Annotated in this window: 22 protein-coding genes; 10 read left to right on the top strand and 12 right to left on the bottom strand. The window is 71.1% G+C overall.

Annotated features, from left to right (window positions below):
* Positions 1-114: 114 nt before the first annotated feature.
* Complete coding sequence (locus B4V06_RS11015) at positions 115-828, bottom strand: DUF7108 domain-containing protein (protein ID WP_123113939.1); 714 nt, start codon at positions 826-828, stop codon at positions 115-117.
* Positions 815-1,411 (bottom strand): ribonuclease HI, encoded by a 597-nt coding sequence (gene rnhA, locus B4V06_RS11020; RefSeq protein WP_498169847.1) that lies wholly within the window; start codon positions 1,409-1,411, stop codon positions 815-817. The genes B4V06_RS11015 and rnhA overlap by 14 nt, the downstream gene beginning before the upstream one ends.
* A gap of 153 nt (positions 1,412-1,564) precedes the next feature.
* On the opposite strand from rnhA, the gene B4V06_RS11025 reads away from it, so the two are divergent.
* The 3 genes from B4V06_RS11025 to B4V06_RS11035 all read left to right on the top strand — a co-directional run bounded on the left by B4V06_RS11025 (position 1,565) and on the right by B4V06_RS11035 (position 4,308).
* Positions 1,565-2,557: a transcription initiation factor IIB gene (locus tag B4V06_RS11025; protein WP_123113941.1), complete on the top strand. Its 993-nt coding sequence runs from the start codon at positions 1,565-1,567 to the stop codon at positions 2,555-2,557.
* A 97-nt stretch (positions 2,558-2,654) separates the two neighbouring features.
* Positions 2,655-3,983, top strand: coding sequence for a DNA repair protein NreA (gene nreA, locus B4V06_RS11030; protein WP_123113942.1), 1,329 nt, complete (start codon positions 2,655-2,657; stop codon positions 3,981-3,983).
* A 64-nt stretch (positions 3,984-4,047) separates the two neighbouring features.
* On the top strand, positions 4,048-4,308 hold the full coding sequence (locus B4V06_RS11035; protein ID WP_123113943.1) for a preprotein translocase subunit TatA: 261 nt from the start codon (positions 4,048-4,050) through the stop codon (positions 4,306-4,308).
* A 290-nt stretch (positions 4,309-4,598) separates the two neighbouring features.
* Here the strand turns inward: B4V06_RS11035 and B4V06_RS11040 are convergent, their stop codons facing one another.
* Together B4V06_RS11040 and B4V06_RS11045 are read right to left on the bottom strand one after the other, a co-directional pair.
* Positions 4,599-4,895: a DUF7130 family rubredoxin-like protein gene (locus B4V06_RS11040; protein WP_498169851.1), complete on the bottom strand. Its 297-nt coding sequence runs from the start codon at positions 4,893-4,895 to the stop codon at positions 4,599-4,601.
* A gap of 106 nt (positions 4,896-5,001) precedes the next feature.
* Positions 5,002-6,000 (bottom strand): radical SAM protein, encoded by a 999-nt coding sequence (locus B4V06_RS11045; protein ID WP_498169854.1) that lies wholly within the window; start codon positions 5,998-6,000, stop codon positions 5,002-5,004.
* Positions 6,001-6,183: 183 nt separating this feature from the next.
* Here B4V06_RS11045 and B4V06_RS11050 point away from each other — a divergent pair, with 183 nt between their 5' ends.
* Entirely contained in the window at positions 6,184-6,906 is a 723-nt protein-coding gene (locus tag B4V06_RS11050) for a DUF6517 family protein (RefSeq protein WP_123113946.1), read from the top strand.
* 101 nt (positions 6,907-7,007) lie between these two features.
* The gene (locus B4V06_RS11055; RefSeq protein ID WP_123113947.1) at positions 7,008-8,135 is read left to right on the top strand and encodes a DUF373 family protein; all 1,128 of its coding nucleotides are present in this window, start codon (positions 7,008-7,010) and stop codon (positions 8,133-8,135) included.
* 34 nt (positions 8,136-8,169) lie between these two features.
* Here B4V06_RS11055 and B4V06_RS11060 read toward each other — a convergent pair whose 3' ends face one another.
* The 5 genes from B4V06_RS11060 to B4V06_RS11080 all read right to left on the bottom strand — a co-directional run bounded on the left by B4V06_RS11060 (position 8,170) and on the right by B4V06_RS11080 (position 14,970).
* Positions 8,170-9,282, bottom strand: coding sequence for a cell division protein CdpA domain-containing protein (locus tag B4V06_RS11060; RefSeq protein WP_498169858.1), 1,113 nt, complete (start codon positions 9,280-9,282; stop codon positions 8,170-8,172).
* 123 nt (positions 9,283-9,405) lie between these two features.
* Entirely contained in the window at positions 9,406-10,467 is a 1,062-nt protein-coding gene (locus tag B4V06_RS11065; protein WP_123113949.1) for a phosphotransacetylase family protein, read from the bottom strand.
* Positions 10,464-12,578 carry an acetate--CoA ligase family protein gene (locus tag B4V06_RS11070; protein ID WP_498169861.1) on the bottom strand — a complete coding sequence of 705 codons (2,115 nt, stop codon included), beginning with the start codon at positions 12,576-12,578 and terminating at the stop codon, positions 10,464-10,466. Before B4V06_RS11070 ends, B4V06_RS11065 begins: the two co-directional genes overlap by 4 nt.
* 187 nt (positions 12,579-12,765) lie before the next feature.
* The gene (locus tag B4V06_RS11075; RefSeq protein ID WP_498169864.1) at positions 12,766-14,508 is read right to left on the bottom strand and encodes a PAS domain-containing sensor histidine kinase; all 1,743 of its coding nucleotides are present in this window, start codon (positions 14,506-14,508) and stop codon (positions 12,766-12,768) included.
* Positions 14,509-14,580: 72 nt separating this feature from the next.
* Entirely contained in the window at positions 14,581-14,970 is a 390-nt protein-coding gene (locus tag B4V06_RS11080) for a winged helix-turn-helix domain-containing protein (RefSeq protein ID WP_123113952.1), read from the bottom strand.
* A gap of 338 nt (positions 14,971-15,308) precedes the next feature.
* Between B4V06_RS11080 and B4V06_RS11085 the strand changes: the two genes are divergently transcribed.
* The 3 genes from B4V06_RS11085 to B4V06_RS11095 all read left to right on the top strand — a co-directional run bounded on the left by B4V06_RS11085 (position 15,309) and on the right by B4V06_RS11095 (position 16,735).
* Positions 15,309-15,944, top strand: a complete 636-nt coding sequence (locus B4V06_RS11085) for a helix-turn-helix domain-containing protein (RefSeq protein ID WP_123113953.1) — start codon at positions 15,309-15,311, stop codon at positions 15,942-15,944.
* Between the two features lie 91 nt (positions 15,945-16,035).
* Positions 16,036-16,191 carry a DUF7560 family zinc ribbon protein gene (locus B4V06_RS11090; RefSeq protein WP_176329361.1) on the top strand — a complete coding sequence of 52 codons (156 nt, stop codon included), beginning with the start codon at positions 16,036-16,038 and terminating at the stop codon, positions 16,189-16,191.
* A gap of 88 nt (positions 16,192-16,279) precedes the next feature.
* On the top strand, positions 16,280-16,735 hold the full coding sequence (locus B4V06_RS11095) for a pyridoxamine 5'-phosphate oxidase family protein (protein WP_123113954.1): 456 nt from the start codon (positions 16,280-16,282) through the stop codon (positions 16,733-16,735).
* Between the two features lie 152 nt (positions 16,736-16,887).
* On the opposite strand, the gene B4V06_RS11100 is transcribed toward B4V06_RS11095, so the two are convergent.
* The 3 genes from B4V06_RS11100 to B4V06_RS11110 form a co-directional block, all read right to left on the bottom strand.
* The gene (locus B4V06_RS11100) at positions 16,888-17,037 is read right to left on the bottom strand and encodes a DUF7560 family zinc ribbon protein (RefSeq protein ID WP_123113955.1); all 150 of its coding nucleotides are present in this window, start codon (positions 17,035-17,037) and stop codon (positions 16,888-16,890) included.
* Between the two features lie 113 nt (positions 17,038-17,150).
* Positions 17,151-17,906, bottom strand: coding sequence for an ABC transporter permease (locus B4V06_RS11105; RefSeq protein ID WP_123113956.1), 756 nt, complete (start codon positions 17,904-17,906; stop codon positions 17,151-17,153).
* Entirely contained in the window at positions 17,903-18,937 is a 1,035-nt protein-coding gene (locus B4V06_RS11110; protein ID WP_123113957.1) for an ABC transporter ATP-binding protein, read from the bottom strand. Before B4V06_RS11110 ends, B4V06_RS11105 begins: the two co-directional genes overlap by 4 nt.
* Before the next feature lie 110 nt (positions 18,938-19,047).
* Between B4V06_RS11110 and folP the strand changes: the two genes are divergently transcribed.
* Together folP and B4V06_RS11120 are read left to right on the top strand one after the other, a co-directional pair.
* Positions 19,048-21,765 (top strand): dihydropteroate synthase, encoded by a 2,718-nt coding sequence (gene folP / locus B4V06_RS11115; protein WP_498169871.1) that lies wholly within the window; start codon positions 19,048-19,050, stop codon positions 21,763-21,765.
* 36 nt (positions 21,766-21,801) lie between these two features.
* Positions 21,802-23,238: a DHH family phosphoesterase gene (locus B4V06_RS11120; RefSeq protein WP_498169874.1), complete on the top strand. Its 1,437-nt coding sequence runs from the start codon at positions 21,802-21,804 to the stop codon at positions 23,236-23,238.
* The last annotated feature ends 76 nt before the right edge of the window (positions 23,239-23,314 follow it).

Below are 23,314 nucleotides of genomic sequence, written 5' to 3' on the forward strand. Positions count from 1 at the left end.
GGGACGCATCGACGCGAAACCGACGCGATTTTTGGCACACACGCGCGGTGAAAACCGCGCACTTCGACCCGCTGAGCCGCCGCTCCGTCGACTACGACGGCTCGGGTCCGTCGACTACGACTGTTCCGGTCCGTCGACGTCGGCGGCGACCGACTCGATCACCGTCAGCGACTCCTCGACGACGGCGAGCTGCTCGTCGGTCGGCCAGCCGTTGCGCGGCAGGTACTCCTCGCGGAACTCCTCGCGCACTTCGAGGGTCGCGTCGTCGACCGCGCGGACGTAGTGGTTGCTCATGAACGCCGCGAAGCTGCGGGCGGTGTCGGCGTGGACCGCGTCGTGGCGCTCGGCGACCGCGTCGGCGACCGCCTCGTTGTAGGCGGCGATCTCGTCATACCGGTCGGCGTCGCCCGGCCCCGACAGCGACACCTCGACGGCCCGGTCGGTGGTCTCGATCCGGTCGAGCTGGACCGTTCCGTCGGCCATCCACTCGTCGGGATACAAGACGAGGGTGTCGTCGTCCTCGCGGAGCCGCGGGACGTAGTCGTGGCCCGAGACGAGCTCGTCGCGTCGCTCGCGGTAGAACGCGGCGGCCGCGTCGTCCTCGGTCCGCCGGGCGAGCCGCGTGAGCCGCTCCGCCTCGTCGACGACGTCGACGGGCACGTCCGGGACGCGGTCGTCGTCGTCGCCGCTCTCGGCGCCGTCGCCGTCACCCGTCTCGTCGCCCCCGGCATCGTCGGCCGCGGCGTCGCCCTCGGCCGTTTCGGCGGCCATCATCTCCCGCGCCCGTTCCTTCGCCCACTCCGGGGGTTCGTCGTTAGTTCGCGTCATCGAGTGCCTCGTTCGCCAGATCGTCGGCGCGCGCGTTTATTTCTCGCGGAACGTGGCCGATCGACCAGCGGTCGAACCGCTCCAACAGCTCCCGGGCGCGGACCCGCTTCTCTCGCAGCTCGGGGTCGTTGGCGTCCCACTCCCCGCGTACCTGCTTGACGATCAGCTCGGAGTCACCGCGGACGTCGATCTCGTCGAAGCCGTACTCATCGGCGGCTTCGAGCGCCCGGATCAGCGCGGCGTACTCGGCCTGGTTGTTGGTGACCCGCCCGATCCGCTCGCCGCCCTCGGCGACGACGCCGTCGGACGTGACGAGACACCAGCCGACCGCGCCCGGGCCGGGGTTCCCGCGGGACGCGCCGTCGAAGTAGACGTGCGCGCGGCCGCCCCCATCGCGGATGACGTTCGTCAGCCGCGTCGGGTCGCTCCCCTGTACCACGATCTTGTCGTCGTACGCGACGGCGACGGCCCCCTCCCGCTCGGCGCGCCACCGCTCGTGGGCGGTGTTCCCCGGCTCGATCCGAACGCCGGCGTCCTCGAGACGGGCCTGCGCGGTCGCCGGATCACAGTCGATCGTCGGCATTCGGTCGGGCTCCGCGCTCGCGGGACAAAGGGCTGTCCGTCCGGGCCGTCATCGCGTCTCTCCGACCTCGGAACGGAGGTCGTCGACTCCGTGCCACAAACCCGCATACTCACGAACTTTTAAGTTAAACCATTTGGATAGTATATAAATGCGATGACACGGCCAACCCGGCAACGGGATCACGACCGGCAGCGTGTGCGGGACGAGGACGCCGACGAGACCGAAACCGACGCCGAGGGGGTCGACGCGGACGAGTTGGACCCCGAAGACTTCGATCCGGAGGAGCTCACGAGGACGGCCGACGGGGAACTGATACACGAGGAGACGGGGATGATCATCGAGGAGGAGCAGATCGATCCCGGCCCGGAGTGGCGCGCGTTCAACCACTCGGAGCGCCAGGAGAAGTCGCGCGTCGGCGCCCCGACGACGAAGACGATGCACGACAAGGGGCTGACGACGACGATCGACTGGAAGGACAAAGACGCGTACGGCCGCTCTATCTCCTCGAAGAAGCGGTCACAGATGCACCGGCTGCGGAAGTGGCAGGAGCGGATTCGGACGAAGGACGCGGGCGAGCGCAACCTCCAGTTCGCGCTCTCGGAGATCGACCGCATGGCGAGCGCGCTCGGGGTGCCGCGCTCCGTCCGGGAGGTCGCCTCGGTCATCTACCGACGGGCCTTGAACGAGGACCTCATCCGCGGCCGCTCGATCGAGGGCGTCTCCACCGCCGCGCTCTACGCCGCCTGTCGCAAGGAGGGGATCCCCCGGTCGCTCGAGGAGATCTCCGACGTCTCCCGGGTCGACCGCAAGGAGATCGGCCGGACGTACCGCTACATCTCGCAGGAGCTCGGCTTAGAGATGCGTCCGGTCGACCCGAAGAAGTACGTCCCCCGCTTCTCCTCCGAGCTCGATCTGAGCGAGGAGGTCCAGTCGAAGGCCAACGAGATAATCGAGACGACCGCCGAGCAGGGGCTCCTCTCCGGGAAGTCCCCGACCGGGTACGCGGCCGCAGCGATCTACGCGGCCTCCCTGCTCTGTAACGAGAAGAAGACCCAGCGCGAGGTCGCCGACGTCGCGCAGGTCACCGAGGTCACCATCCGCAACCGGTACCAAGAGCAGATCGAAGCGATGGGGATCCACAGCTAGGCGCCGCCGACTCGGCCGTTCTCTCCGCTCCGGACTCTTTTTAATCCGCTCGCTCGCCAGCAACGTTCAAGCCGCCGCGCCGTCAACGTTCGGTCGAATGCGGCTCGACGAGTTCATCGAGTTCGAGGCGAACGAGCGCGCCGAGCGGCGGCGCCTCGCCGCCGAGAAGGACTACGGTATCCTCGACCACCTCGACTCCTTCGAGCGGCGCTTCGAGGAGCACGTCTCCGACGACGCCGTGGTCGGTAGCGTCTCTCCCTCCATCTTCGTCGGTCGCTCGGACTACCCGAACGTCTCGACCGGGCTGCTCTCGCCGGTCGGCCGCGAGGAGCGGGCGGACGCGTTCGAGACCTCCGCGGCGTGGTACGACGAGGGCGTTTCCATCGCGGACGTGTTCGACCGCCGGACGAGTCTGCTCAACTCGGCGCAGGGAGTCGACGTGAGGGACGCCGGCGCGACCGGCGGGGTGAAGTCGATCGGGGGCAGCAGCGGTCCCGCCGCGAGCGTCCACGACGCGTGGGACGGCTGGCTCGGCGTCCAGCGCGAGGTCGCGATCGCCGACCGCCCGGTCGACGTCGAGATCGGGCTCGACGGGCGGCCGGACCTCGACTTCGACGTCGGGACGCAGGACATCAAGACGCCGACCGGACCGCGCGCGGCCGCCCGCACGGCCGAACTCGGGGAGAACCCGCACGTCCCGCGACCCGTACAGAAGACCCTCGAAGACGACGACTGGCGCGCGGAGGGGGCGATGACGTACCTCTACCGCCGCGGCTTCGACGTGTACGAGATCAACACGATCCTCTCGGCGGGCGCGCTCGGCCGCGGCGAGAACCGGCGACTCGTCCCGACGCGCTGGTCGATCACGGCGGTCGACGACACGGTCGGCCAGTTCCTCCGCGGGTCGATCCGCGACAGTCCGACGGTCGACCGGGTCGAGGTCCACCGGAACGAGTACCTCGGCAACGCCTTCTGGGTCGTTCTGGTGCCGGGGCGGTGGGAGTACGAGCTCGTCGAGATGAAGTCGCCCGGCTCCATCTGGAACCCGGACCCCGAGGCGGGCGTCTCCCTCTCGGCCGCCAGCGAGGGCCGCGAGGGGCGGACCGGCTACGTCGAGGAGACCGCCGGCGCCTACTACGCGGCCCGGCTGGGCGTCCTCGAACACCTCGACGATCGCGGGCGACAGGCGAAGGCGCTCGTCTTGCGCCACGTCTCCGACGACTACTGGGGTCCCGTCGGCGTCTGGCAGGTGCGCGAGGCCGTCCGAAACGCCTTCGAGGGGGAGCGCGGCACCGCCGAAACGTTCGGCGAGGCTGTCCGCGGCGTCGCCGAGCACCTCCCGGTCTCGCTCGGTCGCCTCCGCAGAAAATCGACGATGGCCGCCGGGCTCCAAGCGAACCTCGGCGACTTCGTCGACGCCGGGTGAGACGGCAAACACCGCGGAACGACCCCGCCCGAGCGCTTTAGTCGCGGCGCCGAGTGGGTGGCGCATGGTTCCAACGGTCCCCGCGTTCGGCGGCGTCCCCGCCGGCCCAGAGCTCGTGATCATCATGCTAATCGCCGTCCTCCTCTTCGGCGTTCCCCTCGTCGTCATCGCTGGAGCGGTGCTGTTCCTCAAACTGCGCTCGGACGGCGAGGAGGCTGACGCCGACCGCATCGCGGAGCTGGAGGCGGAGGTCGAACGACTCCGCGAGAAGGTGGAGGACGAACCGAGGCAGAAAGACGAGCGCGACGGCGACGATCGCTTATAAATAAGGAGGCGGTGGCGCGCGCCTCCGAGCGGCCGCCCTCGGCGGCCGCGAGGAGCGCCGCGCGAGGGACGCGGTGAGCGCTCGGAGAGCGCGAACCGCGAGGCTGGGGCTTTGGAGGTGGTCCCCACCGATCTGTAGTCAGCTATTATAAGCGAGCGGCTGGGGCTTTTGGCAGTGCTCACCGCAGAGTTGTCGACAGCTTATAAACACCACCCGCTAACGGCTCACCCCCCGGCATAAATCCCGCACCGCCTCTCTGAGCCGCTCGCTCCCCCCTTCGATGTTCCCGGTCAGTCCTCCGCCCAGTAGTACAGCTCCTCGCGCGGCGCGTCGCAGTTCGGGCAGTTTTCGGGGAGCTGCTTGCCGATCTCGCCCATCTCGCCGCACTCCCAGCAGCGCCACATCACGTAGGCGGTGCCGAACACGTCGCGGGCGTCGGTGAGCGTCAGCGGCTCCGACCCGGACGGCGACGAGACGTAGAAGCCGTCGTCGTCGACTCCGCGAACCGTCCCGAGCTGGTCCCCGTCCTCGTCGTAGACGGTCTGTCCGATGCTCACGTCGGCGAATACGGGTTCTTCGGAGGCCATGTGCGGGCGGTACGAGCCGCTCCCTCATAAGTGTGGTACGTGAACCCGACACACGACAGCCGTGAATCGCCCTGTGTCGACGCAACACCGACGAGAACGGCCCGACTCAGGCCACGGGCGTCCGCTCGACGACGGTGCCGTCGGCGGTCGGGTACTGCTCGACGATCTCGCCGCGGTCGAGGTCGCCGTCCTCGACCATCTCCTCGAGGAGCCACCACGCGACCTCGACGTGGTCCGACTTGACGGTGTAGAACTGCTCGGGGACGCCGAGCGCCTCGAAGCGGTCGGGGTCGGCGAACGCCTTCCCGTAGACGAGGGTGCCGTCGTCGGTCACCTCGTCGAACTCGCGCCGGATGTTCTCCGCCATCCGCTTGAGCCGGTTCCGGTGTTGGGCGGCGTCCTTGAAGACGGACGTACAGAAGTACACCTTCTCGTGGCTCGCCATCTCGGAGACGATGGCGTCGTCTTTCGACCCCTCGACGGCGGACATGTGCCCCTCCTGGAGTTCGAACCCCTCCTCCTGCATCCGGCGGTAGTTGCCGTCGGACATCTCGAACTCGTTAATGTTACAGAACTCCGCGGCGCCCTCGTCCAAAAAGTCGAGGAACTCCGGCTCCGCGCGGATGCCTGGGATCTCGAAGGCCGGCGTGAGCCCCTCCTCGCGGGCGATGTGGAGGATCTCCTCCCACTCGGTCCCGTGCATGTCGCCCCACAGCTCCAGCGGCGGGTGGAAGCGGATCTCGTCGAGCCCCGCCTCCGAGAGGCGGCGCATGTTCTCGCGGCCGCCGGTGATACCCGTGTACAGGTGGGTGTGGTGGTCCTCGCCGAACTCGTCTTTCAGCAGCTCGAGGTAGCGCGTCGTCTTCGCCATCGCCTCCTGCGGTTCGCCGCCGGTGATCGAGGTGCCGAGCGCGCTCATGCGCTTGGCCTCCGCGATCACGTCCTCGTCGGACTCGACCTTCCGCTCGTTGGCGTACACGTCGGTGACGTTCTTCCGGTTCTCTCCGAGGGGGCAGTAGAAGCAGTCCCGTTGGTCGCAGTAGCCGTAGACGAACAGCACCATCTTGCCGCCTTTGGCGCACTGTTCGCAGCCCTTGGAGATCATCTACCCGTCCATACCGGCCGCGGCCTGAAAAAGCGTCCGAACCATGCGCTCCCGCGAGAGGCGTTCTCACGGTGGTGTTCTCACGATGGTGTTCTCACAGTGGCGTTCCGCGGGGCCGCCCCCGTCGTTTCCGCTCCCCGAAACGAACACAAAGTATGTACCGCCGCCCGCGCGAGGACGGGTATGACCAGAGAGCCGACCGCAGACGAGAGAGCCGAGTCAGCCGACGCGGAGTCGTTCACTCGCCGTCGCGCCCTCGCCGCCGGCGGCGCGGTCGCGCTCGCCGGCCTCGCCGGCTGCACCGCGTACGACGTGGTCAGCGGCGACGAGCCCGCGGAGTTCGCCGCCGGGACCGCGACGGTCGCCGACGCGACGCTCTCGGAGAGCGGCTACGAGCTCAACGAGGTGACCGACGAGACGCTCGCCCGAGAGGTCGAGGTCGCCGGCCAGACGCGCGAGGTCCGCGTGACGAACACCGTCGCGGAGTACGACAAGGCGGTCGAGCTGTTCGGCCAGCGCTACCAGGCCGCCGTCTTTGCCGCGGTGACGACGCCGCAGATACAGGTCCTCGGACGGGCGCTCAATCCGATCGCCGAGATGGGGACCCGCGAGCGCGCCGAGATCATCCTGAGCCGCTACGAGAACGTCGGCGATCTGGAACGCGGCTCGGAGTACTCGACGACGGTCCTCGACGCCGAGGCCGATGTCGTCGTGTACACGGCCGACGCCGAGATCGAGGGCACGGGCGCGAGCACGGAACTGGAGCTCCACATCGGCGAGCCGGTCGCGGCCGGCGACGACTTCGTCCTCCCGCTCGCGGCGTACCCGACCACCTTCAGCGACGGCGAGAACGTCCGCCAGATGATGAACGGGATCGAACACGAGCCGGCGTCGGACGGCGACTGAGGGGACGCGCCCGGGCGCACCAGCGGTGCACGGGCCCCGCGCCCCGCGAGCTGCCGCCCCGAGCCGAAAACATATGACGGCCCCTCGCCTAGCGTCGCGTAATGCTGTTGGTCCTCTGTGTCGACCTCGACGACGACCTCGGCCGGAAGACGGGGATCCCCACCCCGGTGATCGGCGCCGACGACGTCACCGAGGCCGCCGTCGCGCTCGCGACGGCCGACCCGGAGGACTCGGACGTGAACGTCCTCTTCCAGGGAGTGAACGTCCACGACGAGCTGGCGGCCGGCGGCGAGGCGGTCGAGGTCGCCGCCGTCACCGGCGTCGACGGCTCCGACGTGAAGGCGAACCGCGCGGTCGGCAAGGAGGTCGACCGCGTCCTCGCCGAGCTGTCGACCGGCGAGGAGGTCTCCGCGGTCGTGATCACCGACGGCGCGCAAGACGAGTCCGTCCTCCCGGTGATCCGCTCGCGGATGCCGATCGACGGGATGCGTCGCGTCGTCGTCCGACAGGCGCAGGACCTCGAATCGCTCTACTACACGATCAAGCAGGTGCTCGCGGACCCCGAGACCCGCGGGACGATCCTGGTGCCGCTCGGCGTCCTCCTCCTCATCTACCCGCTGGTCGTCGTCGCGAACCTCTTCGACGTCGCCGGCGCGGCCGTCCTCGGGATCCTCTCCGGCATCGTCGGCCTCTACTCGCTGTTCCGCGGGCTCGGACTGGAGGAGACCGTCGACGGGGCGGCCTCGACGGTGCGGAACGTCCTCTACACGGGGCGGGTGACCCTCGTTACCTACGTCGTCGCGCTCGCGCTGATCGTGGTCGGCGGCGTCCAGGGAATGGAGACGATCGAGGCCGTCACCGCGGTCCGCGGCGGGTCGATCACGGCCGGCGTGACCCTCGCCGCGTTCGTCCACGGCTTCGTCCAGTGGCTCGCGGTCGCCGGCGTCACCTCCAGCCTCGGGCAGATCACCGACGAGTACCTCGGCGGGCGGTTCCGGTGGCGGTACCTCAACGCCCCCTTCTACGTGCTCTCCATCGCGGTCGTGCTGTACGCCGTCTCCGGCTTCTTCCTGCCCGAGGCGCAGGGCGTCACGTCGCTCGGGCTCTCCGACCTCGCGATGGCGCTCGCGGCCGGGACGCTCACCGCCGTGTTGAGCACGCTCGCGTTCGCCGTCGCCGAGTCGCAGCTCCCATCGACGGCCGGCGTCGGCGAGCGGAAGAGCGGCTAGTCGGCGCGGCGATATTTAAAAGGCGTCCGGGGCGCTACCGCGGCGTCCACTCCTCGCAGGCGTCCATGTCGTCCATCAGCTCGTCGTAGTGGCCGCAGTACGGCTGCATTCCCTGATCGGTCCGGACGTAGTCGAAGTGGGCGCAGTTCCCGCAGTAGGTGTCGCCGGGGCCGTCGCGGGCGGCGGCGTCGACGCCGGGCGAGATGTCGGGGCCCTCGCCGCCGGCCTGCCCCTCCGATCCCGTCCCCGCGGGTCCGGACGGTCCGGCCGCTTTTCCCGCGTCGTTGATGGGCGAACGGATATCGGTCCCGGCCTCGCCGCCGTCGCTCACGCCGGCGGCACCGCTCCCTCGCGCGCTCCGGCCGCCGCGGTCGCCCGAGACGTTCGCGGACGAGCCCGTGCCGACGCCGGTCCCCGATCCGGTCGTCGGCCCCGCGCCGGTCCCCGTTCCCGAGCCAGCCGGCGATCCGTTCCCGGGTGTCGACCCGTTGCCGGCGGAGCGGCCGCTCCCGGTCGGCGCGGCGGTCCGATCGTCGCGGTCCGGTCGGTTCGTCTGCGTCTCGACGTCTCCGTCGGGCGTGCCGCCGAGGAGGCCGACGCCGCCCATCCCCTCGACTTGGTCGCGGCCGACCTCGATGATCTTCGTCTCGCCCTTGTGGGTCACCTCCATCGTGACGGTGCCGCCGGGGTCGTTTCGCGTCTTGAAGTTGGCGACGCCGATGAACACGCTCCACAGCGTCGTCGCGGCGCCGACGAAGTACAGCCCCGCGGTCGGCAGCGTGAGGTCGGTCAGCTCCGGCCGCGGCCCGCTGACCCAGTGGTATGGGTAGGCGTACGCGAACAGCGCGACGCCGAGGCACATCACGCTCGCCCCGACGACGGCCGCGACGCGCGTGTTGCGGTCCGCGGGGAGCACGGTCATCACGCCGAGTAACACCAACGGGACGCCCACGCCGCCGAGCACGCCGCCGAGCCGCCGCGCTTCGCCGGAGCTGTAGCCGCTCGGGAGAGTGACCTCCGCGGCGACGAGGAGCCCGACGACGAGCAGGAGGGTTCCGGCGACGAACGAGCCCACGCCGAGGTACAGCCGACGCGGGTCGACCTCGGAGCGCCCCCGTCCGCCGTACGCCTCCGAGAGACTGGTCATACGCGGCCTACGTCGTCCTCCCTGAAAACAGTATGTCAGACGTTCGCCCGCGGCGGGGGACGGAGCGGGGGTGACGAGGCGGGTCGGGAGCGTCGTCGCCGCGACCGACACCGGGACCCCCGCCTAGACCAGCGCGCCGATGTCGACGTTCGCGTTGAGCAGCTCCGCCATCCGGTCGACCGTGCGCGCGTCCCGGGTCCGCCCGCTGCGGACGATCCCCTCGGCGCGGTCGATCGCGGTGACGGTGTCGGTGTTCACCGCGAGCACGGGCTTGCCCGCGTCGGCCGCCTTCCCGAGCACCGCGCCGGAGGGGCGGTGGCCGCCGGTCAGGACGAGACACGCGACGCCCGAGGCCTCGAGCGCCGCGGTCTGGACGTCGGCCCGGTCGCCGCCGGTGATGACGGCGGCGTCGCGGGCGCGCCGGAAGTACCGCAGCGCCTCGTCGCCGCCCATCGCGCCGACGAGGAAGCGCTCGACGAAGCCGTCGGTCGGCGCGTCGGTGAGCAGCTCGGCGCCGAGCTCGTCGGCGAGTTCGCCGACGGTGACGCCGGCGAGCTCCTTCTCGTGGGGGATCGCGCCGAAGACGGTGATTCCCCGCGACTCGAGGAACGGGATCCCGTCCTGGTCCAGCGAGTCGAACGCGTCGTCGGAGACCTTGTTGAAGACGACGCCGGCGAGCCGGTCGCCGAAGGCGTCGGCGGCCGCGAGCACGTCGTCGAGGTCGTTCGGCGAGCCGTACCCCGCGACGAGCACCACTCGCGCGTCGAGCAGCTCCGCGATGTCGACGTCAGTCAGGTCGACGACGCCGCCGGTGGTCCAGCTGGTGGCGCCCTCGACGAACATGTGGTCACGGTCGGCCGCGAGCTCCTCGTACTCCTCGCGGATCCGGTCGCTGAGGGCGTCGGGGTCCTCGGTGCCGCGGATCGCGCCCTCGACGAACGTCGGCGAGTAGACGACGGGCTCCATCTGGTGCATCTCGGAGTCGAGGCCGAGCACGTCGCGGGCGAGCATGGGGTCCTGGTCGAGCGTCTTGCCGACGTTCGACTGCAGCCGGGTCCCCTTCGGCTTCATGTAGCCGACGCTGCGGTCGCGGTCGGCGGCGAGCCGCGCGAGCGCGACGGTTATCGCTGTCTTTCCGGCGCCTTCTCCGGTCGCGGTGACGAGTGTCGTGGTGGTGTCTGTCATGAGTCGAGTTCCTCCGGGTCAACGGTGAGTCTCACGTCGACGGCGGCGGCGTTCGTGCCGCCGTCGGCGTCGGGCAGTGCGACGAGCGGGTTGATGTCGAGCTCCAAGATGGCCGGGAAGTCGGTGACCAGCTGGGAGAGCCGACCGATCGTCTCGACGACGGCGTCGACGTCGACCGGGTCGCGGCCGCGGGCGCCCCGCAGCAGCGGCGCCGACTGGATCTCCTCGGTCATCTCGCGGGCCTCCGGCTCCGAGACGGGCGCGACGCGGAAGGTGGTGTCCTCCATCACCTCCACGAAGATGCCGCCGAGCCCGAACATCAGCAGCGGGCCGAACTGCGGGTCGCGGTTCATGCCGACGATCGTCTCGACCCCGTCGTCGAGGTCGACCATCTCCTGCACCTGCACGCCGAGCAGGGTCGCGTCCGGCTGGTAGTTGCGCGCGCGGGTGATCAGGTCCTCGTAGGTGTCCGCCACCTCGGCGTCCTCGACGCCGACGGCGACGCCGCCGATGTCGGACTTGTGCAGGATGTCCGGCGAGACGATCTTCATCACGACGTCGCCGTCGATCCCGGCCGCGACCTCGGCGGCGCGCTCGGGCGAGTCGACGATCTCGCCGGCGGGCGTGGGAATCCCGTACGCGTCGAGCAGCTCCATCGCCTCGACGCCGAGGCGGTTGTCGTCGCGGTCGCGCACCGTCCCGAGGATCTCCGCGGCGCGCTCGCGGTCGACGTCGAACGACATCGGCGCCGCGTACTCGCGCTCCTTGATGTCGCGGTACCGCGCGAGCGTCGCGAGGCTCTCGATCCCGCGGGCGGGGTCGAAGTAGCAGGGGATCCCCCGCGCCTGCAGCTGCTGTTTCGGCTCGCGCGTCCGGTCGCCGCCCATCAGGCAGGCGGCGACGGGCGCGTCCATCTCCTCGCTGACCGCCTCGATGGCGTCCGCGAGGTCCGCGAAGTCGATCGTCGCCGTCGGCGCGGCCAGCACGAGGGCGGCCCCGACGTTGTCGTCGGCGACGGTGATCTCCAAGGCCTCGCGGAAGCGCTCCACGTCGGCGTCGCCGATCACGTCGACGGGGTTGTGGATGTTCGCCTCGCCGGGCATCGACTCGGCGAGGGCGTCGGTCGTCTCGCCGGTGAACGACGCCATGTCGAGGTCGGCGTCGCCGACGGCGTCGGTCGCCATCACGCCGGGGCCACCGGCGTTGGTGACGATGGCGACGCTGTCGGTGTCGGGGAGCGGCTGGCTCCCGAGGATGCCGGCCGAGTCGAACAGCTCGTCGACCGACTCCGCGCGGATGACCCCCGCCTGGTCGAGGCCGGCCTCGTACGCCTTATCGGAGCCGGCGAGGGTGCCGGTGTGCGAGGAGGCGGCCTGCGCGCCGGCGCTCGTTCGCCCCGACTTCACGGCGACGATCGGGGTGTCCTGCGTCGTCTCGCGGGCCGCCTCGATGAACTCGCGGCCGTCCTCGATCCCCTCGAGGTAGCCGATGATCACGTCGGTCTCCTCGTCCGATCCCCAGTGGTCGACGAAGTCGGTCTCGTCGAGGACGGCCTTGTTCCCGAGCGAGACGACGTCCTTGAAGCCGATCCCGTTGTCGTTGGCCCAGTCGAGGACCGCGGTGACGAACGCGCCCGACTGGCTCATAAAGGAGAGCCCGCCGGGAAGGGCGTTCTCCGGTCCGAACGTCGCGTTCATGCCCGAGGGAGTCGACATGATCCCCAGGCTGTTGGGGCCGACGAGGTTGAGGTCGTACTCGTCGGCTATCTCCGCGAGGCGCCGCTCCCTCGCCGCCCCGTCCTCTCCCGTCTCGCCGAACCCGGCGGTGATCACGACGACGTTCCGGACGCCCGCCTCGCCGCACGCCTCGATCGCGTCAAGCACGATCGAGGGCGGCACGACGACGACGGCCACGTCCGCGTCGGCGTCGGCCACCTCGTCGACGCAGGGCGTCCCGAGCACCTCGTCGTAGTTCGGGTTGACGGGAACGGTGTCGCCGTCGAAGTCGTCGAGCAGATTCGACGTGACGGCGCGACCGACGGCTCCCTCGCGGGCGGTCGCACCGACGACGGCGACCCGATCCGGGTCGAACAGCTCGTTGAGCGTACCCATCACTATTGTCCTACGTAAACCGGTGGCTTAAGATCCGTGGGAGCGTTTTCGGTAGCCGAGTCAATAACGAACGATCGGTCGGGAGTCGGCCGGTTCGATCGGTGGATCTCCTCTCGCCGGCTCGCGACCGCTCGGATCGACAGATCCGCGCCCTCCGTCTCCCCCTTATCAGTCCGTCTCTCCCTTATCAGTCCGTCTCCGTCCCGGCCCCCACTTCCGGGTCCGCTCCGCCACGTTCACCCGCGTCGATCCCGCCGTTCGCGCGTCCCACCGCCGTTCGCGGTCGGGCCGGCGGCGCCGAGAGACCCTCGGCCGCCTCCCGGCTGGCGGTCGGGACGCTGAGCGTGACGACGTTCCCGTTCGGATGGGTGTCGAAGGAGAGGTTGCCGCCCGACCGGTTCGCGACCCAGTACACGAGCCACAGACCCATTCCCCCCGTGTGGCGCAGGTCGTCCATTTCCCACCGGTCGGTGATGACGTACCGCTCCTCCGCCGGGATGGGCGGGCAGTTGTCGCGGATCGAGATCTCGACGGTTCCGTCGGTCTCGGTCGCGTCGACCCGGACGCGCGGCGTCGACTCCGCGTGCTCGATGGCGTTCTCGACGAGCTCGGCGATCGCGTAGTCCAGCTCCGGATGCGTGAACGCCTCCACGTTCCGCGGGTACGAGACGGAGACGCTCGCTGTGGGGTTGCCGTCGTCGCGCGATTCGTCGTCTCCCGATTTGTCGTCTCGCCACTCGTCGTCGGTCGGATCGTCGCCGGGCGCTTCGTCGGCGGTCGGGTCGGCGGCGGATCCGTCGTCGGCCGGTCCGCGGTAGCTGATGTCGATCTCCCCGCGGCCGTCGCAGTCGTCGACGACCATGTCGAGCGCCTCCTCGACGACGGGCGCGACCTCCACCGACTGCGGCGAGCCGCGCTGGCGCAGCAGGTCGATGACCTCCCGCTGCTTCTCGGCGCTCGTCAACAGATCGGAGGCGACCCGCCGGATCGTCTCGGCGTCCTCCGCGAGCTCCGCGCCGAGCTCCGCCAGCTCGGCCGGACCGTCGAGCGCTGCCTCCGCCCCGTCGATCTCCCACGCCTCCGGGTCGAACGCTTCGGCGGCGACCGCGCGGTCGGCGATCCGCTCCGCGGTCCCGTCGACGATGTTCATGTCGTTGCGGATCGTGTGCCGGAGCAGGTTGTCCATCACGGCGAGCTGCCGCTCCCGGCGGTACTCGTCGGTGACGTCCCGAGCGAACCCGGTGACTGCGACCACCTCGCCGCCCTCCACGACCGGGTCGCCGGGGACCCGAACCCACCGAGTGGCCCCGTCTTCCGTTCCGAGCCGGTAGTCGATCACCGTCGACTCGCCGGCGGAGAGCCGCTCCATCGCCCGCTCGACGTACGGCCGGTCGTCGGGGTGGACCGCGTCGAGGAAGCTCTCCGGGTTCCGTTCCAGGTACTCCTCGGAGACGCCGAACACCCGCTCGACGGCGTCGTTGACGAACAGCAGCTCCGACCAGTCCGCGGAGAACATCCAGAACACGTCCGGCGACACCGAGGCGATCGTCTCCAGCCGCCGCCGCGACTCCACCTCGTCGGTCACGTCGCGGGAGGTCAACACGTAGCCGTCGACCCCCGTCGAGGCGGGCGCGTGAACTCGCGTTCGGAGCCACGTCCACCCGCCGTCGGCGGTGCCGTAGCGGTATTCGAGCGGCTCGTCGGGCGCTGTCCCGCCGGCGACGATCGCGGCGAACGCCTCTCGGAGCCGTTCCTCGTCGTCGGGGTGGACGAGATCGAACGCGTTCCTTCCGACGAGTTCGTCCGGGTCGAACCCGATGACGTCGGCCGTGGCCGCGTTCAGGTGACGGTAGACCCCGTCCTCGTCGAGGACCACGACCTTGTCCTGAGCCAGGTCCAAGAGGGTTTCAGGGTCCGGTCCGTCGCGCATACGGAACGGGTTCGCCAGCCGGTATATAAGGCTGATCGCCCGATTATCACGAGGGAAAAACCGTTCGTCCGGTTAGTCGGCCGAGATTCCGGTCGTTTCTGCGGCCGGAGTGAGCGAGTCGACCGCCGCGTCCTCGACCGTCAGCGTGACGCCGTCGTCGCCGAGCTCGATCGCCGCGTCGGTGGCGCCGCGGCTGTACTCCGCGGCGTGGTCTCCCTCGGGATCGAAGCGGACGCCCTCGACCAGAAGCGGCGTCTCGCTCAGGCGCTCGACTTTCCGGTAGGCCGTCGACAGCGCGATGTCGCACGCGTCGGCCAGCTCTCTCGTCGTCATCGGCGTGTCGGCGGCGCCGAGGATCGCCCGGCAGTCGGAGTCAGAGAGGACGTCGAAGGTCGCGTCGAGCGTCTCGTCTCCCTCGGTCGCCGTCGTCGGTCCGGTCGCGTACGAGGCCTGTCGCTTCATGGATGTAGGTACCGGCTCCAGTCACCCCAACATCGCCCCTGCATATGAGGGGTGTTTTATAAGGGGTGCCGGATTCGCCGGTCTCGGGCCCTCATGCGTCGCTATCTCTTACCACACGTGCCGCAATATCTTGCCACACGAGACGTGAATGCTTACCGCACGCGGCGTGGGCTCTCATTACACGACGCGTGGCCTCACATTACACGAAGCGTAATCTCTTCCCGCACCACGCGGCGGGACGCCCGCCGGTGCGCCGCGGGCTCCGAGGCCGGCGGCCGGGACTCCCGACGGGCCCACGGCGTCAACGTTTTGCCCGGGGACGGCCACGAACGGATCAGATGGGATCCGGCATCAGGGCGGAGGTCTCGCTCCCGGCGGGGGCGCCGTCGCCGTTCGAGGGAGTCGCCGAGGGGTCGACGCCGATCTACAGCGTCGCGCGAAGCTCGCCGGACGAGAGCGCGGGCACGGTCGTCTTCGAGTTCATCGCCGACGCCGACCTGTCCGTCCCCGAGGGTGTCGACGTCGTCTTCGACTACGGCGCCAAGGCGGCCTACCGGTTCGAGACCGACTGCGAGGAGGACTCGCCGTTCGCGGTGCTCGACCGCTACGGGCTCCCGGTGTCGGAGACGACCATCCGCGACGGACGCCTCCTCCTCACCTTCCACGCGACCGACCTCCCGACGCTCCGGTCGGTGCTCGACGCGTTCCGAGAGTGCTCTCCGGGGATGGAGGTGCTGCGGCTCCTGCAGTCGTCGTCGACGCCGGAGGAGTCGGACCTGGTCACCGTCGACCGGAGCGACCTCACCGAGCGCCAGCGGGAGGTGCTCGCGGCCGCCTACGACGCCGGCTACTTCGATCACCCGAAGGGGGCCAACGCCGGCGAGGTCGCCGCGTCGCTCGGCATCGACCGCTCGACGTTCAGCGAGCACATCGCGGCCGCACAGCGGAAGCTGCTCTCGACGCTGCTCGACTGAGCGGGGGCGGCCCGGCGCTCCCGTTGACCGGATTTTAAAACTTCAAGAATCCGAACCATCCTTCATGAGTGTTTGTGTCGTACCTGAGGCCATGACGAGTCCTGGGACCCACACGTTCGTCTGCCCGAAGTGCCGTCGGTCGATCGAGGTGGACGACGCCATGCGGGCGACGCTGCTCGACGTCGGCTGCGTCGTCTGCGGGGAGCCCGTCTCCGAGAGCGACATCGCCGACCCGCAGACCGCGTAGGGATCCCCGTCGTCGATCGCTCCCGCGGCCCCCCGAGCGACCGATCCGTCTCGTGTCCTTTATCCCGGCGTACGCCAACTCCCTGGGTATGGCGACGAACAGCGAGGTCGAGATGACCGACGCGGAGGTCGACGCGTTCCTCTCGCGCCACGAGACCGGCGTGCTCTCGCTCGCACGCGACGAGACCCCGTACGCGATCCCCGTCTCCTACGGCTTCGACGAGGAGTCGCGCGACGCCTTCCTCCGGTTGGTGTCGACGCCCGACAGCGAGAAGCGCGAGTTCCTCGCCTCGGACCCGCAGGCGCGGATCGTGGTGTACGAAGAGGACGGCGACGAGTACGGCAGCGTCGTCGGCGTCGGGACGCTCCGCCGCGTCGACCTCGACGAGCTCACGCCCGAGACGATCGCGCAGTACGGGGAGACCCGCCGTCCCCTCTTCGAGATCTGGGCCGACGGGAAGTCCGACCTCGACATCGACCTCTACCGGTTCGTCCCCGACCGACTCACCGGGCGGACCATTATCATCGAACGCGACGACGAGTGAGCCGTCCGCGGACGAGCGGGTCCCCGCGTTCGTGCCCGCGAAATACGCTCGAACCGCGTAGCGTCTCGCCCGGAAAACAGTGGTTCAGCGGCTCGTGCTGAAAATACGGGACCGACTCCGGAACCGGCCGCGGGGCGACGGCCTCCGGTGCGCTACTCGTCCCCTGCGCCGTCCGAGAAGTCGTCCTCGTCGGCGTCGGTCGTACAGACCGGACAGCCCGCCGCGAGGATCGTCTCCCGCATCTCCTCGTTGACCTCGATGGTCTGCGCGCAGTCCGAACAGGTGAATTGAACGGTCAACACTGGCCCTCTCTCGTCTCACCGAGACGGTGCCGGACGATATAAATGACCGGCTTCGGCGACGCCGACCCTCCCGGCCGGTACCCCCTCGCCTCGACCGGCGCCCCTCTCCGGCCTCAGTCCGTCCGCGGGACCGCGTACGCGCCGACCGCGAGGAACGCGACGGCGAGGACCGAGAGGACGGCCAGGTCGCCGACCCACGCGCCGGGCTCGTGGACGATCGCCCGCGTCCCGCGCGCGAAGTACGTCAGCGGTGAGGCGGCGACGGCCGGGCGGAACCACGCCGGCAACAGGTCTGGCGAGACGAACGTCTCGGAGAGGAAGAGGAGGGGGAGCGCGACCGTGTTGCTCGCGGCGATCACGCCGTCCTGCGAGTCCGTGAGCGCGCCCAGCACCGCCCCGACCCCGCAGAACAGCGCGACGCCGACGGCGACGAAGACGGGGAGGACGGCGAGCGCGGGCGAAACGACCGGCTCGGCGTCGGTCACCGCGAGGACGAGTCCGAAGATCAGGAGGCTCGCCGCGCCGATGATCGCGACGTTGACGAGGGTGTGCGCGAGGAGCCACTCCGCCCGCGAGAGCGGCGTCGTCGCCAGCTTCTCGAACCGGCCGCCGTCGCGGTGGCGGGCGATCTCGGAGCCGACCCGCGAGAGGGGCGTGAAGAGCACGACGACCGCGAGGTAGCCGGGGATGTAGTAGCCGGCGGGCTCCGCGAACAGCCCCCCGCCGGTGGGCTGCGTGCGGACTAAGGCGCCGAAGATCACCACGAGGATCACGGGGAAGAAGAACGTGAAGAACACCGCCGTCCGCCGGCGGAGGAACGACCGCGCCGCCGCGGTCGCCTCGGTGCCGATCCGGCCGACGCGCGTCATCGGTCGCCCCCGTCCGCCGCCGCCGACTCGCGGACCTCGTTCGGCGGGCCGCCGGCGCGGGGCGAGTACTCTTCGCCGGTGAGCCGCAGGTAGACGTCCTCCAGCGAGGGCTCGGTCCACGCGAGCGACTCGAAGGCGACCCCGGCCGCGTCGAGGGCGTCGACCGCGTCGCCGATCGCTTCGGGTCGAACGCCGCGGATCCGCAGCCCGTCGCGGGTCGACTCGACGGCGGCGTCGCCAGCGAGCCCCGCCTCGACGCCGCCGACCGCCGCGTCGCTCGCGGCGTCGTCGAGGGTCACGTCCAGCCGGGGTGCCCCGCCGTGTTCCGCGATCAGCTCGCCGGGCGGGCCGACGGCGACGACCGCGCCGTCCCGGAGGAGCGCGACGCGGTCGGCGAGCCGCTCGACCTCGTCCATCGCGTGGCTCGTGAGGAAGACGGTCGTGCCGCCGTCGGCGAGCCGCTCGATCAGGCGGTGGATCGACCGCCGGCCGGCCGGGTCGATCCCCGTGGTCGGCTCGTCGAGGAAGAGGAGGTCGGGGTCGTTGACGATGGCGGTCGCGACGCACGTCCGGCGCTGTTGCCCGCCCGAGAGCGTCTCGTACCACGCGTCCGCGTCGTCGGCCATCCCAACGTCCCGGAGGACCGACTCGACGTCGCGGGCGTCGTCGTAGAGGCCGCCGTAGTATTCGACCAGCTCGCTCGCGGTGAGTCGTTCCGGCGGGTCGAACGACTGCGGGAGCAGCCCGACCCGCTGCGGGTCGACCTCGCGGGGCGGGACGCCGAACACGCTGACGTCGCCCTCGGCGTCTGTCGTCCCCGTCAGCGCGCGGACGAGCGTGGTCTTCCCGGCGCCGTTGGGACCGATGAGCCCGAACACCTCGCCGGCCTCGACGCGGAGGTCGACCCCGTCGAGCGCGACGACGTCGCCGTACGTCCGCCGGACGCCCTCGCCGGCGATCACCGGGTCGGCGGCGCCGTCGACCGCCGCCGCGTCGACCGCGGACGCCGACGCGGCCGCTGTCTCGTTCATAGGACAGAGTCGGGGTGCCGCGCGCCTAAGGGTTGCTCTTCGCGGCCGGGAGACCGACCCGGTCCGCACCGGTCCGTTACTCCTAAGCGACGCGGCGCCGACCCACGGACATGGACTACCACGAGGCGGCGGCGTTCCTCTTCGACCTCCGCCGCTTCTCGGTCAAGCCGGGGACCAAGCGCGTCGCCGCGCTGCTCGACCGGCTCGGTAACCCCGAGGACGACGTGCCGTTCGTGCAGGTGGCCGGCTCGAACGGGAAGGGGAGCACGGCGCGCATGACGGAGTCGATCCTGCGCGAGGCCGGGCTCTCGGTCGGCCTCTACACCTCGCCGCACCTCTCCGCGCTCGCCGAGCGGGCCCGCGTCGACGGGCTGCCGATGACCGAGGACGCGATCGCCGCCTTCGTCGCGGAGGCGAAGCCGTGGCTCGTCGAGCGCGCGGCCGCCGGCGAGCCCCTCACCTTCTTCGAGGTCGTCACGGCGATGGCGGTCCGCGACTTCGCGCGCCGCGACGTCGACGTCGCGGTGCTGGAGGTCGGCCTCGGCGGCGAGTACGACGCGACCAGCGCGGTCGACCCAGTCGCGACCGCCGTGACGAACGTCTCGCTCGAACACACCGCCGTCCTCGGCGACACGATAGCCGAGATCGCCCGCACCAAGGCCCGGATCGCCGAGCCGGGCGCGCCCCTCGTGACGGCCTGCGAGGGCGAGGCGCTCGACGTCGTCCGCGAGGTCGCCGGCGAGGCCGGCGCGCCGGTCGCGACGGTGGCGGGGGCGGATTCGCCCCGCGTCGCCGGCGACGCCACCACCGGCGACGCCGGTTCTCCCCCGGTCCTCTCCGTCGCCTACGACGGGCGCGTGAGCCCGACCGACGCCGAGGTGACGCTCGCGGGCGAGTCGGCGGGAACCTACCGGATCCCGGTCGTCGGCGACCACCAGGCGACGAACGCGGGCGTCGCCGTCGCGCTGGCTCGGCGGACCGCGGCGGTGGTGGCCGAGGGGGAGGAAAGCGGGGGGGACGACCCCCTCCCGGAGGCCGCGGTCCGCGCCGGGCTCGCGCGGGCGACGTGGCCCGGCCGGTTCGAGGTGGTCGACACGGCCCCGCTCACGGTGCTCGACGGCGCGCACAACCCGGCCGCCTGCCGGACGCTCGCGGGGACGCTCGCCGAGTACGACTACGACGACCTCCACCTCGTGTACGCGGCGATGCACGACAAGGACCACGCGGGCGCCGCGAGCGCGCTCCCCGACGCGGCCTCCGCGGTCACCTGCCGTCCGGCGCTCGACCGCGCGGAGGATCCGGAGGTGCTCGCGGCTGCACTCCGGACGGCCGGTGTCGGCGAGGTGACCGTCGGCGACGACGTGGCCGCCGCCCTCGACGCGGCGGTCGGCCGCGCCGACCCGGGCGACTGCGTGCTGCTCGTCGGCTCGCTGTTCGCGGTCGCCGAGGCGCGCGCGGCCCGGCTCCGGACCGTGACGCCGCGGTCGGTCGACGGGGCGGGTCGGCGCGGCGGGGCGGGCGGACGCGACGGGGCCGACCGAAGCGCCGCCGTCCGCGCGCTCGACGCGGCCGGCGTCCCGCCCGAGGCGGCCGCGGCCCGCGCCGAGGGGATCGACCACCGCGTCCTCACGCTCCGGCTGCGCGGCGACCGCGCCGAGCGCCTCGCGGCGGCGATCCGGGCGGTCGGCGGCGACGCCGCGATCGGGGGGCTCGGGGCGGGCGAGGGACGGGTCCCCGGCGGCGAGCACGTGCCGATCACGCTCGGCGCGACGGTCGCGGAGTATCGCGTACTACTCGACCGCCTGCGCGACCGTGAGAGCGGGGGGTTCGCGGGCGTCGCAGACGATATCGCCGACCGGCTCGGACTCGACGAAAGGGAGTCGAATACCAACGCCGACGCGACCGCCCCCGACTACCCCTGGACCGACGGCACCGCCGTGATGGGTGTGCTCAACGTCACGCCCGACTCCTTCCACGACGGCGGGCGCCACGAGGCGCTGGCGGACGCGGTCGCGGGCGTCGAGCGCATGGTCGAGGCCGGGGTCGACGTCGTCGACGTCGGCGGCGAGTCCACCCGCCCGGGCGCGGATCCGGTCCCCGTCGACGAGGAGATCGACCGCGTCGTCCCGACGATCGAGGCGGCGCAGTCGGTACCGGCGGTCGCCGACGGCGACGTGCTGGTCTCGGTCGACACGCGGAAGGCGCCGGTCGCCGAGGCCGCGCTGGAGGCGGGCGCCGACGTCATCAACGACGTGACCGGGCTGGAGGACCCCGCGATGCGCGAGGTCGTCGCCGATGCGGACTGCCCGGTCGTCGTGATGCACAGCCTCGACGCGCCGGTCGACCCGACGAACGACCCCGAGTACGACGACGCCGTGAGCGACGTGATCGCGTCGCTCCGCGAGCGGCTGGCGCTCGCCGACACGGCTGGGATCGACCGCGACAGGGTGATCGTCGACCCCGGGCTCGGGTTCGGGAAGTCGGCGGCCGAGGCGTTCGAGCTGCTCGACCGCGTCGGGGAGTTCGCCGCGCTCGACTGCCCCGTGCTCATCGGCCACTCGCACAAGTCGATGTTCGGGGCGGTCGACCGCGATCCGGACGACCGGGAACACGCCACCGTCGCCGCGACCGCGCTCGCCGCCGACCGGGGTGCGGACCTCGTGCGCGTCCACGACGTGGCGGAGAACCGCGCCGCGGTCGACGTCGCCGCCGCGGTGAACGGTGCCCTCCGCGAGGGCGGCGACGCGGAGCGCGGAGACGGCGAACACGGAGACGACGAGGGCGGCGACCCGGGCGACGCCGCCCGGGCGGACGCCGCGGACGAATGACGGCAGCGTTTTCCTCTCCGATCCCCTCGCACCGGTATGGCCCGGCGTCTGCTGCTCGGCTGTAGCGCGGTCGGGAACACGCTCGTCGAGCGCACCCGCGAGGAGCGCGGCGAGCTCGTCGCGATCACCGACGACACCGGGTGGGCGTCGACGCTCCGCGACCGCAACGTCGCCACCGTCGAGGCCGACCCGACAGACCCGTCTTCGTACCCCGACCGCGCCGCGGTCGTACTGGTCGCGAGCGACGACCCCGCGCGCAACGTCGCCGCCGCGGAGGCCGCCCGGGGCCGCTACCCGGACGCGATGATCGTCGCCCACGTCGGGGCGAACCCGACCGCGGACCAGCAGTCGGCGCTGGAGGCGGTCGCCGACCGCGTCGTCGACCCGGTCGAGGCGCTGGTCGCGCGCGTCAGCGAGGCGACCGGCGCCGACGGCGACGAGCTGCCGGTCCGCCTGCTCGCGACGCTCCGCGAGCTCTCCGGTCCCCTCCTCGTCGTCGCCCACGACAACCCCGACCCGGACGCCATCGCGAGCGCGATCGGACTGGCGCGGGTCGCCGATGTCGTCGGCGTCCCGGCCGACCCCTGTTACGGCGGCGAGATCGCCCACCAGGAGAACCGCGCGCTGGTGAACCTGCTCGACCTCTCGCTGTCGACGTTCGGGGAGATCGACCTCGACGACTACGACGGGATCGCCCTCGTCGATCACTCGCGGGCGGGGATCAACGACAGCCTCCCCGAGGAGCACCCCGTCGATATCGTCGTCGACCACCACCCGCCCCGCGGCCCGGTCGCCGGGGAGTTCGTCGACATCCGGCCTGACGCCGGCGCGACGAGCACGCTCATCGAGGAGTACCTCTCGCGGTTCGGCGTCGAGCCGGGGCGGGAGCTCGCCACGGCGCTGCTGTACGGGATCCGGATCGACACGAAGGACTTCACCCGGTCGACGTCGATCCCCGATTTCGAGGCAGCGGCGTCGCTGTCGCCGTTCGCCGACGAGTCGACGCTCGAACGCGTCGAGAGCCCGAGCGTGAGCCAGGAGACGCTCCGGGTGCTCGCGAACGCCATCGAGGGCCGGGAGGTCAGGGGGTCCACGGTCGCCTCCTGCGTCGGCGAGATCAGCGACCGCGACACCCTCGCGCAGGCGGCCGAGCGGCTCCTCGACCTCGACGGGGTCACCGTCACCTTCGTCTACGGCTACATGGACGGGGTGATATACGCCTCCGCGCGGTCGCGCGGCGCCGACCTCGACGTGGGCGAGCTGCTCCGGGACGCGCTCGATCCGGTCGGCTCCGCCGGCGGACACGCCACGATGGCCGGCGCGCAGGTCCCCCTCGGCATCTTAGAGGAGGTCTCGGAGTCGGAGTCGCTGCCGGAAGTCGTCGAGACGTTCGTCTCCGGGCGCTTCTTCGAGGCGCTCGACGACGCGCCGACTCAGCCGGCCGGCTCGCTGCCGGAGTTTCCGAACGACTAAGCGGCCGGCGGAAGGCCCGTTTCACGGCGGACCGAGGAGTTGACCGCTCGCCGCGCCCGATGGCGCAACCTACATA

Source organism: Halorubrum sp. B53 (assembly GCF_059752395.1).